This is a genomic window from Vibrio sp. 1401 (genome assembly GCF_033340295.1).
This window is the reverse complement of record NZ_JAWOWF010000034.1, coordinates 40,211-54,880: the sequence shown is the minus strand read 5'-3', so window position 1 is coordinate 54,880 and position 14,670 is coordinate 40,211. Positions and strand designations below refer to the sequence as shown.

The 14,670-nt window shown below is 42.7% G+C and carries 12 protein-coding genes and 1 pseudogene; 8 read left to right on the top strand and 5 right to left on the bottom strand.

Annotated elements, in window-relative coordinates; all coding sequences use genetic code 11:
* Window positions 1-66: 66 nt before the first annotated feature.
* From R7Z77_RS16675 to R7Z77_RS16665, 3 genes and pseudogenes are all read left to right on the top strand, one after another.
* Window positions 67-168: pseudogene (locus tag R7Z77_RS16675) on the top strand (DUF2164 domain-containing protein); the annotation flags it as partial.
* Window positions 169-342: 174 nt separating this feature from the next.
* Window positions 343-882 (top strand): cytochrome b, encoded by a 540-nt coding sequence (locus R7Z77_RS16670; protein ID WP_005390157.1) that lies wholly within the window; start codon window positions 343-345, stop codon window positions 880-882.
* The gene (locus R7Z77_RS16665; protein ID WP_158173064.1) at window positions 879-1,448 is read left to right on the top strand and encodes a YceI family protein; all 570 of its coding nucleotides are present in this window, start codon (window positions 879-881) and stop codon (window positions 1,446-1,448) included. Before R7Z77_RS16670 ends, R7Z77_RS16665 begins: the two co-directional genes overlap by 4 nt.
* A gap of 137 nt (window positions 1,449-1,585) precedes the next feature.
* On the opposite strand, the gene focA is transcribed toward R7Z77_RS16665, so the two are convergent.
* Window positions 1,586-3,037 (bottom strand): formate transporter FocA, encoded by a 1,452-nt coding sequence (focA, locus tag R7Z77_RS16660; RefSeq protein ID WP_171342929.1) that lies wholly within the window; start codon window positions 3,035-3,037, stop codon window positions 1,586-1,588.
* Window positions 3,038-3,338: 301 nt separating this feature from the next.
* Here focA and R7Z77_RS16655 point away from each other — a divergent pair, with 301 nt between their 5' ends.
* Both R7Z77_RS16655 and R7Z77_RS16650 read left to right on the top strand, forming a co-directional pair.
* Entirely contained in the window at window positions 3,339-4,244 is a 906-nt protein-coding gene (locus tag R7Z77_RS16655; RefSeq protein ID WP_005376369.1) for a LysR substrate-binding domain-containing protein, read from the top strand.
* A gap of 228 nt (window positions 4,245-4,472) precedes the next feature.
* On the top strand, window positions 4,473-4,955 hold the full coding sequence (locus R7Z77_RS16650) for a DUF1097 domain-containing protein (protein ID WP_017634175.1): 483 nt from the start codon (window positions 4,473-4,475) through the stop codon (window positions 4,953-4,955).
* A gap of 153 nt (window positions 4,956-5,108) precedes the next feature.
* On the opposite strand, the gene R7Z77_RS16645 is transcribed toward R7Z77_RS16650, so the two are convergent.
* A complete protein-coding gene (locus R7Z77_RS16645; RefSeq protein WP_064354767.1) occupies window positions 5,109-6,743 on the bottom strand; it encodes an ATP-dependent endonuclease in 1,635 nt (544 codons plus the stop codon).
* A 268-nt stretch (window positions 6,744-7,011) separates the two neighbouring features.
* Between R7Z77_RS16645 and R7Z77_RS16640 the strand changes: the two genes are divergently transcribed.
* From R7Z77_RS16640 to R7Z77_RS16630, 3 genes are all read left to right on the top strand, one after another.
* Window positions 7,012-8,754, top strand: coding sequence for a bifunctional metallophosphatase/5'-nucleotidase (locus R7Z77_RS16640; RefSeq protein WP_005376363.1), 1,743 nt, complete (start codon window positions 7,012-7,014; stop codon window positions 8,752-8,754).
* Window positions 8,755-9,376: 622 nt separating this feature from the next.
* On the top strand, window positions 9,377-10,396 hold the full coding sequence (locus tag R7Z77_RS16635) for a TerC/Alx family metal homeostasis membrane protein (protein ID WP_064354768.1): 1,020 nt from the start codon (window positions 9,377-9,379) through the stop codon (window positions 10,394-10,396).
* A gap of 279 nt (window positions 10,397-10,675) precedes the next feature.
* A complete protein-coding gene (locus R7Z77_RS16630; RefSeq protein WP_005376351.1) occupies window positions 10,676-10,867 on the top strand; it encodes a hypothetical protein in 192 nt (63 codons plus the stop codon).
* 185 nt (window positions 10,868-11,052) lie between these two features.
* Here R7Z77_RS16630 and R7Z77_RS16625 read toward each other — a convergent pair whose 3' ends face one another.
* The 3 genes from R7Z77_RS16625 to R7Z77_RS16615 all read right to left on the bottom strand — a co-directional run bounded on the left by R7Z77_RS16625 (window position 11,053) and on the right by R7Z77_RS16615 (window position 14,654).
* Window positions 11,053-11,610, bottom strand: a complete 558-nt coding sequence (locus R7Z77_RS16625) for a PhnA domain-containing protein (RefSeq protein ID WP_005376350.1) — start codon at window positions 11,608-11,610, stop codon at window positions 11,053-11,055.
* A gap of 289 nt (window positions 11,611-11,899) precedes the next feature.
* Complete coding sequence (locus tag R7Z77_RS16620; protein WP_054575997.1) at window positions 11,900-12,109, bottom strand: YgdI/YgdR family lipoprotein; 210 nt, start codon at window positions 12,107-12,109, stop codon at window positions 11,900-11,902.
* Window positions 12,110-12,245: 136 nt separating this feature from the next.
* Window positions 12,246-14,654 carry a VolA/Pla-1 family phospholipase gene (locus tag R7Z77_RS16615; protein ID WP_064354769.1) on the bottom strand — a complete coding sequence of 803 codons (2,409 nt, stop codon included), beginning with the start codon at window positions 14,652-14,654 and terminating at the stop codon, window positions 12,246-12,248.
* Between the last annotated feature and the right edge of the window lie 16 nt (window positions 14,655-14,670).

The window sequence follows — 14,670 nt, the reverse complement described above, 5'->3', positions numbered from 1 at the left end:
ACCAGATAGAAGAACTTTAGTTGCAGCTAAAGTCTGGGTCTCACCTTACCCGATTGGAGTACTTATTATCCATACAAGGGTGTTGAAGATGCTAAGTTACTGGTTGAACGCAGAATGTTAGAAGTTTCCGAAGAGCTGTATGAGATAGAACAAGAAATTAAGCTGTAAGTTTCAGTTTTACAAACGATTTAAAGTTCCTTCAAAAAATTCGAACAACTTGATAGATACGGCACCATTGGCTGGATGTAAATGATGGTAAATAATCTGTTTCATATGACGTAAATAGGTTAATGTAGTGTTTCTTGCTCAGCATTAACTTAGGAATATATCTAGGAACTTGAGATGGATACACTGGTAAAGAATTACAACCTTACTGCACGCGTGATGCATTGGTTATCAGCGCTGTGCATTATTGGTCTATTTGCAGTGGGTTTGTGGATGGTCGACCTTAGCTATTACAGCGAATGGTATCGAACTGCGCCGCATTACCATCGCTCTGTCGGTATTTTACTCGCTATTTTAACTTTGGCACGCATCGTATGGAAACATGTGACGGCGTCACCAAAGGTAGAAGGCAAACGTTACGAAGTGCTTGCTGCTAAAGCAGCGCATGGTGTCATGTACCTACTATTGGTCACCATCTTTGTTTCAGGTTACCTCATTTCAACGTCTGATGGACGCGGCATCGAAGTGTTTAATTGGTTCACCGTGCCAGGAGCGGGAGAGTTATTCCCAGGCCAATCAGATATTGCAGGTGAGATTCACTTCTATGCAGCTTGGGCAGTCATCCTGATTGCAGGTTTACATGCTATTGCTGCACTAAAACACCACTTTATCGATAAAGACAACACATTAAGAAAAATGTTAGGAGCTTCAAAATGAAAAAGTCACTTTTCGCTACAGGATTAGCTATCGCTATGGCACTGCCATTTGGTGCGCAAGCTGCAGATTATGTCATCGATACCAAAGGTGCTCACGCTTCAATCAACTTTAAAGTTAGCCACTTGGGTTACAGTTTCATCAAAGGTCGTTTCAATACATTTTCTGGTGACTTTTCTTTTGATGAAAACAACATTGCTGGCTCAAAAGTAAATGTTGTTGTTGATACAACCAGCCTAGATTCAAACCATGCTGAACGTGACAAACACATTCGTAGTGGTGACTTCATTGATGCTGGTAAATACAGTGAAGCAACCTTTACGAGCACAAAAGTGGTTGATAAAGGCAATGGCAAACTAGATGTAACTGGTGATCTAACGCTACACGGTGTTACTAAGCCTATTACTATTGAGGCTGAATTCGTTGGTGCTGGCAGTGACCCATGGGGCGGCGAGCGCGCTGGCTTTGTTGGCAACACTCGCCTAGAGCTTGCTGACTTTGACATCCCAGTAATGGGTGCTTCAAGCTACGTCGATATGGAACTTCATATCGAAGGTATTAAGAAGTAATTAGTTCCTTTTAGATACACTAAAAGCGCTCTTCACTTGAAGAGCGCTTTTTTATTATCTTAATCACATCACTAACATCGATAAACCCGTCAGTGATAGCGATTGAAAGCCAATAGACGTTGTAAATGTTTAGCGAATTACGCTGTTTCTAACTCGCTTTTTTCCACTAGGTTTAAACGCTCACCAAAAATCGGGCGTAGTGCTTTTAATACTTCAGTACGAGTAACCACCCCGACCATCTGCCCATTTTCAAGCACAGGAAGCACTTGTGGCTTACTTACTTTGATACTTTTAGCGCGTTCTTCGAGAGACAAAGACGTCAAGCGAGTGGCAATACCCATACTGCTCGCTGGGTACAACTGCTCTTTATCGATACATAGGAATTCCACAACATCAACGAGGCGATCACCAGCGTCAATTGCGACCACATCTCGGCTCATGATGTCGACGACTTTTTGGTCTTTCACCGGAATGTAGTCCTCACACCATAGTTCTACCATCACATCGTGAGCAGAGAAGAAGCCAACTAATCGATTTTGTACGTCTACAACAGGTGCGCTAGTTACGTTGTTATCAAGTAACACATCCAGCGCGGCTGCAATTGGCGTTTCTGCACGAATGGTGACTGGTTTTTGGTTCATAATGTCTTTAACAAAAGAAGCATTTTTCATGGTGAAATCCTTAACTGACGACAGTGTTGTAGTTGTAGTGATAGAAGAAATATTCGCTGCTTTTAGTTCTGGTCGGCGAAAAATACACCAGTTTGAAAGGCCAACTAATACCGCTCCGCCGACGATGTTGCCAAGCGTGACAGGAATTAAGTTAGCGGTAATAAAGTGGCTAATGTTTAGGTCTGTGTATTGTGACGCGGGCACACCGACAGATGCCCAAAAAGATTCAGGTGCAAAATTCGCGATAACAATACCAAGTGGAACCATAAACATGTTCGCAACACAGTGCTCAAAACCGCTGCTGACAAACATTGCCACAGGCAAAATTGTCATTGCTGCTTTTGTCATTGCATTTGCAGAACTAAATGTCAGCCAAATCGCTAGGCAGACCAACAGGTTACAGAGAATACCGAGTGCAAACGCTTGAATGAGAGTGTGGTGAAGTTTGTGTTGTGCGATGTTAAGCGCATTTAATCCCCATTGACCGCCATCCATCTGATAAAGACCAGCAGCAGTAACCAGCGCAAGTAGGAACATCGCACCAATAAAGTTACCAACGTAAACTTTGCCCCAGATCGAAAGCATCTTACCGAACGAGATTTGTTTATTGGCCCAAGAAATACTGGATAGGACGGAGCTGGTAAATAATTCACCACCGCAGATCACGATGAGGATCAATCCCATGCTAAATGAGAGTCCACCAGCTAGGCGGCTCAAGCCCCAACCAGCGCCCGTACTGCCGGTGGTCACCGTGATGTAAAACAAGAATGCTAACCCGATGAACGCGCCGGCCATAATCGCGAGGCTTAATGTCATACTGCTGGTTTTGTTTGCCTTACTTAACGCAAATTTTTCCGCTTCAACCATCATCTCTTTTGGAGAAAAATACTGGTGATTTTGAGAACTGGTCACCGCCATATTGACTCCTTAATTTGTAATCGCATAAAAAATCCTTGGTTATTAACTCAAAAATGAAATTGTTGTTTTTATTAAGAGCCTCAACGACTTCGGTTTCAAAACCATTGAGGCTTGCGGTGTTCCCGAACCGCGTAATCAGAATAGGGAGAACGGTTAGTAAGGTAAAATTGATAATATTTAGAAACCTCATCAAATTAATTGATAACTTTACGGGGCCAGGTAAAATGAACTCTATTGCTTATTGGGGCATGCTTTAACAATTGTGGGGATTGGGAAATACCCACTAATAATGGAGGACACTTTGCGCTACTCACTTAAGCAATTAGCGGTTTTCGACGCAGTTGCAGATACCGGCAGTGTAAGCCAAGCCGCAGAAAAATTGGCTTTGACACAATCAGCGACGAGTATGTCGCTTGCGCAATTAGAGAAGATGCTTGGCAGGCCGTTGTTTGAGAGGCAAGGCAAGCAAATGGCGTTAACCCATTGGGGGATGTGGTTACGACCAAAAGCAAAACGCTTGCTACAAGACGCATTGCAGATTGAAATGGGCTTCTATGAGCAACATTTATTGAGTGGTGAGATTCGTATGGGAGCGAGTCAAACACCAGCAGAGCACTTAGTTCCCGACCTTATTAGTATCATTGATAATGACTTTCCAGAAATGCGTATTTCCCTCGGTGTACAAAGTACAAAAGGGGTGATTGATGGGGTATTAGATTACAAGTATGACTTAGGGATTATTGAAGGGCGCTGTGATGATAACCGTTTACACCAAGAAGTATGGTGTCGTGATCATCTTACTGTTGTCGCAGCTTCTCATCATCCTTTTGCTCGTAATCAGTCTGTTAGCCTTGCGCAGTTAGAGCAAGCGAAGTGGGTACTAAGAGAGCATGGCTCTGGCACACGAAAAACATTTGATAGTTCTATTCACCACCTTATTGAAGATTTGGATGTGTGGCGCGAATATGAACATGTTCCGGTATTACGTAGTTTAGTTGCTAATGGTCAGTACCTTACTTGCTTACCGTATTTAGATGTAGAGCGATATATAGAAGCAGGTCATCTTGTGGCATTAAATGTACCTGAGTTAAAAATGGAAAGGACGCTTTCATTTATATGGCGTTCAGATATGGCAGAAAACCCATTAGTCGACTGCATTAAAAGAGAGGGACTGCGAATGATGAAAGGGAAGCCTTCAGTTCTTTAAAGGTTGATTAAACATGTCTACGAGATGAGTTGGGTTTATTCCCTAAATCTGTTGATTTATCGGTTGCGTCAAACTTTTAATGTAAATTGTGAAAATAATAATATCTTATTGTGATCAATATCACCGATAAGCTGAGCTGATGTATCTAACATGTGTCCTTGATTTCAATGTATGAAGGCAGTTATTGAACCATATAGGTACGATAATAGCCGAGCAGGTATGACTACCATGACGACACTTTTAGCTATTTCTATCACTACTGGAATTTTATCTGGCGTATGGGGTTGGATCGCCATCTCTTTAGGTTTGCTTTCTTGGGCTGGTTTTTTAGGTTGCACGAGCTACTTTGCAGCGCCAACGAGCGGATTGAAAGGACTAGGCATCAGCTTAATCACCAATATGACAGGCGTATTCTGGGCAATGGTAATTATTCACGGTTCCACTTACGTGGGGTTGGAAATTATTGGCTATGTGATTACCGCTATTGTGGCATTCTTCATGTGTATTCAAGCTAAACAGGCTTGGCTCGCGTACATCCCTGGTACTTTTATTGGTTCATGCGCAACATTTGCGGCTGACGGAAACTGGCAACTTGTTATTCCATCGTTGTTGCTAGGTGGTGTGTTTGGCTATCTAATGAAAGCGACAGGGCTATGGTTGCATACGAAATCAACCGCTACTTCTTCTTCGCTTGCTGAGCAAGCACAGTAGTGAACCCCCGATCTTATTGGTATCCACTGTGTATTGAGTTTTATCCCTCTCAATACCCTTAATCAAAATTAATGATGTTTGATACAAGCACACCAAATTGGTGTGCTTTTTTTGTATTATAAGACAATACGTTGAGTGTAAAATACGCCTAACTCATGTATTGCCGTTGGCCATGGTAACAACGCGTTTAAGTGTCCAGCGCAGAAGAACAGGAATACACTCCATGCCTTTCTCTTCACAATGAGAAACAATAGCCAAAGCTAAGTCCGGTTTTGCATGTTTTTTCAAAACACGACTTACGACTTTTTTAGCAGGGATAGGGTGGTCATGAGGAACTTTGATGATGTCCTTAAAGAAAAGTTCAAAACCATTGTTGTACAGAAAGTGCTCGATGTCTCGGTCGGGTAACTCCGTAAGCCGATGCCTTTCCTGATCATGGTCGAGCTGTGCTCGCACTGCATGCGCGTACTTTTTCCCTGCTGGGTCGCCATCGGTAACGACATGCCAATCAATACCAAACTCTTTTGCTACTTTGATGAGTGATTTTAGACCTGATTGAGCAAACTCAACGATTTGAACCCCTTCGGCAGCCAAGTCATACCCGCATTGACGAGCCAGTTCATGAAAAAGCCAAACTTCGGTTTCGCCCTCAACAAGTAACCAGCACCGTGCAAATAATGCTCCTGAACGATGAAAACGAATATGGAAACCAATTCGGCGCAACTCATCTCGACCAAACTTTGTTGAGTTTAAACTCTTAGCGATGGTTCTGTCTGATAGCCGAATTAAACGTCGAATTGAATACAGTGGAACAGAACCGAGTAACGTGCCACTGTTGGTGGTTAATATCTTTTGCATTGGCAACAATTGCAATAAGGACCACGCTCTCGCTAGATGAGTTGGATGCAGTCGACCTTCTGGATCTTCAATAATCAGTATTGGTCTCGCACAGCGCCTTAAATCGGTGGGACCCTTAGCTTGAAGATAGGCATTGAGTAACCCCATTAAAAGCAAGCGGCTTTGTTTGTCATTGGTTTCTTTCAAGAACTGACTCAAGCCTTTATCAGAGGAAGGGCTTGTATAGAAAAGACCATCACGAGGTTTGCGTGGGTTGCCTTTACTGACACTTCTGAACGCGAAATAGTGTTCAACAAGCGTTTGCATTGAGTCGAGGCTACTACGAATCTCACCTTTATTCACATGGCCAGGCATAGCCAATAAGCGTCGACAGGTGTTGTTGATTCGTTTTTCAATCCGAGCATTTTTACCATCGCCGTTGACATGGTTTAAATCTGGGAAGCGTCGGGAGTCACGTAGTCGGATTACAGGGTGAAGTGTCATTAACTCAATAGCGAGTTTCTCTGAGTGGTGAAGTTTTTTGGGTTTGCCGTTATGATCCAAAAACGCGTACTTTGTATTAATGCCGTGCTCATCGCGAGACGCACTAATACGATAGTAAATGACTTGCTCACCATCTTCGTTGGTGCACCATGTAGGCTTTATGCGTCTGTAGCGTCCCGCTTTTACTTCGTTTTTATCCTGTGCTTTAAAACAAACAATGATCTGTAAGTGTTGTGTTTGTGGATGAGAAATTGAGTAGTCAACGTGAAAATCTTTCAGTTTGAATTGATACAATGAGCCATTGGCAGGTAGTGCGATGGAAAGGGCATCGAGCAATGATGATTTGCCCCACGTGTTTTCACCGATAAGCGTGGTGAGTTCGTCAAAAGAGAGTGAAAGGCGTTTGATGCCTCTAAACCCGGAGATTTCGATGCGTTCTAGTCTCATCTCAATCCTCCTTGCAATTATTTGAATTATCGAGAGTTATTTTGCTACTCCTAAGCATATATGAATTCGGAATTTTTGAGTTAAGCTCAGTTCACAAAATTACGAGAGCCTCTTACTGAATAGAGACCGTTACAAGCGAGGCTTGCTTTCAAAGCTGGGGGACAGCATCGTGATCACTTAAACATGAAATCCTAAATCGCAGTTTCATAAAATTCATGATTCTGTCATGATTCACTTCTTATTATTATAAGGAATGAAAAAAGAGAAGATGAAGATGAATAACAATCATAAGCCAGTGAGAATCAAACTGGCACACATCAATGACACACATTCCTACTTTGAACCAACGTCATTACAGTTAAAGCTTAAGATAAACAATGAACTCACGCTAGAACCCTATGTCAGTGCTGGCGGCTTTTCTCGTATCGCAACCAGAGTCGAGCAGTTAAGAGATGATGCTCAGCGCCAAGGTCATGGGATGTTGTTCCTCCATGCCGGAGATTGCTTCCAAGGTACGCTGTATTTCTCACTATTTAAAGGCAAAGCCAATGCCGACTTATTGAACGCATTAAAGATTGATGCAATGGCGTTAGGTAACCATGAATTAGATATGGGGAATGAGCCAGTTGCATTGTTTTGCCAACGTACTCAGTTCCCATTGCTTGCTGGCAACTGGGATTTATCCAATGAATCACTTAAAAAACCTCACCGTATCAGTGATTGTAAGGATGTATATAGTTACCAACCGGATACACAGAGCGCTCAATACATTGTTAAAGAATTCCATGGTGAGCGGGTCGCGATTTTCGGATTATCCATAGATAAAATGAGCGACATCGCAAACCCTGATGCAGACACGCCTTTTCACTCAGCAATTGAAACCGCCAAGGCGACCGTAAAACAAATCCATTCATCAGGTATAAAAAATATTATTCTTCTGAGCCACTTAGGTTATGAAGGTGATTTAGAGTTAGCTGAGCAAGTCGCAGGTATTGGTATAATTGTTGGTGGACACAGCCACCGGTTGCAAGGTGATTTTTCATCAATAGGGTTAGGACAAGACGATCCCTACGGTATCAAAATTAATGATACCTATGTGGTGCAAGCGGGTTTCCATGCTTTGACAATGGGGCACTGCGTCATTGAGTTTGATGAACACGGTAAAGCAACGATGTTGAGTGGACAAAATGAACTGTTGCTTGGTCGACGTATTTTTTGGGACTCGACGCTAAACCAACAGCTCGACCAAGGTGTATTCGAAACCGCGTGCGACTTCATCCATGGTCAACCGAATGTCGTGGTTTGTAAGAAACACCCGGAAACTCAAGCGATCCTGAGCGATAAATATATTCCTCAGGTCAGGCAGTTACAGTCACAAGTCATTGCTAGTGTTGACACCAAAAAGCGTCATGTGAGAATTCCCGATGAATTTGGTGAGAGTGAGTTGGCTTCCTCCGTTGCCCGATCATTTCTGCACTGTTTAAACAAACGTGGATATGACGTTCAATTTGCAATTCATAATGCGGGTGGCGTGCGAACCTCTTTGAACCCTGGCAACATCACAGTGGCAGACATTGCCGGACGGCTGTTGCCTTTTGCCGTTCCTATCGGCTTTTACGATGTAAAAGGCAGCGCTATTCGCCGTGCACTTGAAGGCGCGATAAATAATGCACTCAACAATGGCGTAGAAGGCACTGGATCTGGCAGTTATCCGTACACTTACAATTTAAACTTCGAGTATCACGCAGATGCCCCAAAAGGTGAAAGAGTTCAATCATTAGTGATTTTTGATGGCAAACAATGGGTTGGTGTTCAAGATGATGTTTGGTATCGAGGGACTTCTTCTGCCTATACGATGAAAGGGAAAGAGGGGTACGACGCATTGCAGGAGATGAAAGGAGAAGGGCGTGTGACCAGTTTGTCCATGGCTGATTGTTTTATTGAACTCCTGACCGATGAGCCAAACTGTTTGAATCAAAGTCACAAACTTTACACAAAGCGACGTCGATAATAGATACTGGTATTGATTTTGCTGCTCTCCACTTACTACATGGGTTGATGAGGATGGCAGTATGTGGAATAAAGATTGGGCAGATACGGCAGTCGTGGTTGCCTGGATCGCAATTTGGTCAACACTGGTCTACTTTGTGCCTCTAAGCGGCTTTTGAATTGCTAAGAATGTGGATGCTACAAAAGGGAGCAGTAATGCTCCTTTTTTGTATCTATCTTCCCCGTTAGGGCTCTAACCAATGAAGAGTTTGTCTTGAGCCATTTGCTGCTTTTTGTCTGTTTACTAAAGTTCAGGTGGTTGAATCCACTTCTTTCTTTTTATAGTGCTTCCTGATTTTTGATAAGAATTTTATTTCGATAAGACAAGGCTTTTTTGTTGGAAAGCCTGACGCTCGGCGTTATTATGTCGGCGTTTGGGGAGTAGTTAGCGCAAGTTTACTTATCGTCATCTCGTTAAGCATCAGCTTATCCGGTAAGTAAAGGTGTTACGTGGTTCATTCACGTCAACACTTCAACGAGACCAACGCATTCATTGACTAGCAGCACATAATCGTTATGTGGCTGTTGGTTGTTATTGTCTGCGGAAGGTCACCAAACGAAGTCCTTCCGCCATGGGAGGAAATATGTCTCTTATCGAAAATACCACCCAATTGAGCCAATCGGTGCCTCTTCAAGAATCATTAGCGATGTATGGTGCTTTTGGTTTATTTACCCTTGTTCTTGTTACGCTTGATATCTATCAAACACGTGGTGGCGTTATCACGATGAAAAAAGCCATCGTTTGGAGTGTTTTTTGGTTCTTGCTTGCCTTTGTTTTTGCAGGTTCTATTTATTTATTCTGGGACTTTTACGCGCCACATAGCGCTTATACGAACGACAAAGCAACGATTTCATTCTTAACTGGTTACTTACTAGAGAAGTCGTTAAGCGTTGATAACTTGTTTGTGTTTGCCATCATCTTTGCACAATACAGTGTGCCGGAGCATTTGCGTCCGAGAGCATTGCTTTGGGGGGTGATAGGTGCGCTAGTTTTACGCGCTGTCATGATTGCGGTTGGTGCTCAGTTACTTGCACAGTATCACTGGGTATTGTACTTATTTGCTGCTTTCCTTATTTGGACAGGTGTTAAGCTAGCTCGCGACAAAGGCGAAGCAGAAGAAGTTAATCCATATCCGGAGCAGTTGATTCGAAAGGTATTGCCAGTTACAGATGACTACCAAGGAAATCACTTAATCTTAAAGCAAGCTGGTAAGTGGGTGGCAACACCGATGCTGATCGTTGTTGGTGTCATTGCAGTAATGGACGTTATGTTTGCGTTGGATTCTATACCAGCTATATTCGCGGTAACGCGAGAGCCATTTTTAGTCTTAGCTGCGAACGTATTTGCATTATTGGGTTTGCGATCGCTGTACTTTGTTCTTCAAGCAATGTTAGACAAGTTTGTATACTTAAAACCAGCATTATCAGTAATCATGATGTTTATCGGGGTAAAAATGCTATTGGTTGGAACAGAATATGAGATTCCGACAACATGGTCTCTCACATTTTTAGTTGTTGTGATGACATCGGCAGTGGTGGCATCACTCCTAAAAAATAAAGCGAAGCGTCAAACTAGCGTTAATATTACTAATCAAAAAATATAAAGTAAGAACAAAAATCAAAAGAAATAACGAAAAATATTGTTAAATATATGTTGTGAGTTAAGGGGCGATTATGCAGGTAATGTTCAGTTATTCAATGTAATTACGGGAATTGTGATTATTTATGCCGTTATTATTCATTTGTATTTTTGAGTTTTGTAATGAGTTTGTTTTATTAGAAATTCTAATTTGAATGGGTAAAATTTGTCATTTCTTAAACAATAAGAAACTGACTAATATACAACCAACTAAACAGACTACTGCTTTTAAAGAGAGGCAATCATGGCACAAGCAATGCAAATGACAAATGTAGCTTTACCAACCTCTATGGATAAGAAAACCTACGCGGTTAACTTCAAAGGACTGATTGCTCACTTACTGGACATTCTATTTGTAGATAACACTGCGCCACGCAGTTACTACGCAGAAGACTTGTCAGCACATATTCAAAAAGACATCGGTATGTACCGTTAATATTGAAATAATGTAAGAAATACCGGCCTATGAGCCGGTATTTTTTTATTTGTAAAACATGCCTACTCAACCTACGCCCTAGAAAAGAAACACTCTAGAGGAGGTAGACATGAGAGTAGATTAAGTGTTGTATAGAAAAACGGGGCACCATTGGTGCCCCGTTTTGACATGACTGAAGTGCGATATTACTTCTTGCGGCAGTATTCTGCGATCACGTACATCGACTGACCACCATTTGCCTTACCCGAAACTAGCTTTGGATCATCGCCAAGGCTAATACCACGAATCACGGTACCTTGCTTGATTACTTGATTAGTGCCTTTTACTGGTAGGTCTTTAATTACTGTTACATCGTCACCTTTCTTAAGTTCAGTGCCGTTACAGTCAACCGTTTTATCGTCAGCAGACATCCCTTTCATTGCCCAGTTCATTTGCTCTTCTTCCATGTACATCATGTCAAGAGCATCTTGAGCCCAGCTTTCTGTGTTTAGGCGAGTGAGTTGGCGCCATGCCGTCACTTGTACAGCAGGAACCTGGCTCCACATGCTTTCGTTTAGACAACGCCAGTGGTTAATGTCTTTTGGCTCATCGATCTCACCCAGACACTTATCACAAACCATGATGGCAGTATCAACCGTCACATTACCGTGAGGTGGGACAGCGTATGCAGTTAGTTGAGATTCAGAAGAACACAGTTCACATTTTGACTCGCAGCGCGCAAGCAGAGTAGCTTCAATAGACATAAGGACTCACCTTAGTAATGTTATTTTGTGGCGGTATTATCCACTTTATCCTGAGAAATAAAAGGGTGTTAGCGAATTAAAGACTAGATTTTACAATACTCCAACCTGATTAAGGTGAAGATGTAAAATATTCGCTAAATAAATAATACGGAAGTATAAAAGACACTATTGATTGTTTTGGCTTATGAATTGGTTGTGTCAATTCCTACAACGATTACAAGCCTAAAAGAGGTAAATGTAAAGAGAGGGTGGCTAGAACATAGCCCTCTAATTTACAGAGGGCCTGTCGTTAACGTTCGACAATCTGGACAATATGCTCTTTTGAAATACTCATTTCTTTACCATCCATGTCTTCATATTCGTACATACCCGTTTCCTCGTTCAGGTCTGGTTTACCGTAAGAGGTAATAATTTTCCCTTCATTTGTCGACATCAGATATTGGCTACTTCCGCATGCAGAAAGAAGTAATACAGTGGCAATAACAGTCAATACGCGCATAGAGTTTTCCTTTTAAACAAGTGAGTTAGGCAAAGACATCGATTTAACTATAGCAGAGGAAATATGAGTGGGTTTGAATAGAATTGAAATGAAAAAGCCCAGTAGAAACTGGGCTTTGGTAGGAAGGGTGTTGCGATTACTTCAAAACAGAAGTGTTAGTGACACCTGTTAGTGCGTCATCCATTAAGAAGTCAGTGTTTTCCATCTGCATCTCTACATGATGATCAATATCAGACAAAGTGCCATTTGGCGAAGCAAAAGTACTGTGCGATGCAGTAGCATTAAACTGTACAAAGCTCGCAGTTGCATTCACAGTAGTGTCCGTACTGTTCACAGTCTTCAACCCTAGCTTATTAGCAAGCGGTTCAGTACCCGCGAATGGTGCATTTGGAACGCTGTTTGGTACTGTGCTATCGCCATCCACTTCTGTCATAAAGAATGGTGTCGTTAGCGAACCAGATGCCACTAAATCTGAAGCGTTTGTGAACGGATCGACAGTGTCTAGTGTAGTCTGTGCTGCATAGATAAATTGTGAGAAACCTGCTTCTAGCGCTGCTACTTGAGCTTCCGTTGCCGCAGCCTCAAATGCTTCGTAACATGTTTTATCTTCTAGATCCGCACATGATGCATCAGCGTAATTCGCATAGTCTTTTGATGCTGCATAAGCGAGGTTATGTTTGATCTGAGGGCCGTAATTGTCTGAACCCAGTAACAAATTACCAATTTGTCCACCAGAGTTCTGTACTGATGCAGAACTAAAGGTGTACAGCGCATCCGCAGTAGAGCTGCCCAGTGTATTGTTTGCTGCTGCGACGGCAGATGTAGCTACAATACCGCCAAGTGAATGACCTAGCATTTTGACTTTTGAACCCGTCATTGGGTTGAAGCCTTGCAGAGGACCTCCAGCTAAAAGACCGCCTTGAGCAGATACTACTAAGCTAGCGCGCAAACCTAACACATCCAGAACACTCTGACGTAGGTTGTCACGCGCAACGGCTAAGTTGGAAAGATTTAGATAAGCCAGTACATTCGCATTTGCGGAACGTTGTTCATCTAAGCTGCGCGTACCATGAATAGGTAAGTCAATAGCGATAACTGCCACACCTGCTTTTACCATATTGAACGCGAACGCGTACGCATTCTCTTTCGCAGAGGTGATGCCGTGTTGATAAATCACAACGTCTTTCGCGACGCCAGATTTAGGTGTGAAGACCAGTACTTCGACATCTTCAACCGATTTCACTACGGGAACAGGCGAGTAGCGAGTAATGATACGCTCACTATCAAGCTGGGTACCATCGGTAAGAGTAAGCTTAGCTCCAACAAGTTTTAGCTGCTCTGTAGGATCTGTAGCAAGCTTTGTCACATCAACAGGATCATTTGCAAAAACGCCTGTTGATAGCTGCTGAACCATGTTTGCTTGCTCGTTCGGATCCGCTAATGCTGCGCTTAGCTTCGCTAGGCTTGGCATCGCAGATACCATTGGTTGCATGTTCCAGCTTGCGCCTTTTTCCAAGTAATGAGGCAGTCTTACCACACCTTGTGTCACGCTTACATCGGCACCTGATTGCATGTAAAGGCCTTTAATTGCCGTTTTAGCTGCGTCTAGATCGCTAATGTATTTACTAAAGTCATCGTCAGAGTCTAGCGCAGTGCTAAAGTCTTGGGTTTCACCGAGCGTTATTGTGTAGGCCGTTGATAAGTCTACTGAACCTTCGTTTGAGTCATTTTTGTAAACGGTATTTAGTGTGTTTGCGCCAGTAGAAAAACCAGTAGCGGTTACTCCTTTGACTGCCGCTAACGTATCACCTACAGACTGGGTACTGAACCATGAGGAGTAAACGATGTCGTTAGGATTAACTTGAGCTAGACCAAAAATGCCTTCAACCGCCTGAGTGACTGCTTGAACAGAAGCAAGGTCGCCAGTTTCATAAACGATTTCTTTCGATTTACCAGTCGCATAACTTGCTGATGTACCAATTGGCTCACCATTCACGTCAGTAACATCTTGTGTAACCGCAAAAATGTACTCGCTTGACTCATCAAGTGCAGCCAAGAACTGGATGTATAGAGAGCTACCTTTTGCTTGAACTACGTAGTCCTGATTCTGAACGAGTACCTCTTCGATTGGGTTAGATTTACCGTCCCACTCGGTTAAGCGTTGGTTAATCTTGATGACTTTAACACCAGACGACAGCATGCCCGTTGCAAAACCGTCGCCGTTGAAGTTAAGAACGATTGGCATAGACGTTGACCATCCATCCATCGTGTTCATTGAGGCTCTAGGGTTGGTTAAAGCATCATCGCCATCAGTTGGCAGACCAAGCGTACCATCGCTTGTGTCCATTAATAAGTAAGACGGTGCCGGTACATCTGCGTTCGCTCCTTGAAGCGTAAAACTGATGGATGTTTCGCGATCAAGCAATGCTTGGACTTCATCTTCAAATTGAACTTTGTCGGAAGTACCAGAGCTGGAGGTATCATCACCACAACCAGCAAGAAGGATTGCAGAACAAAGCATTGATAATTTAAACGTGTGTTTCATTGGTTTACTCCGTAAT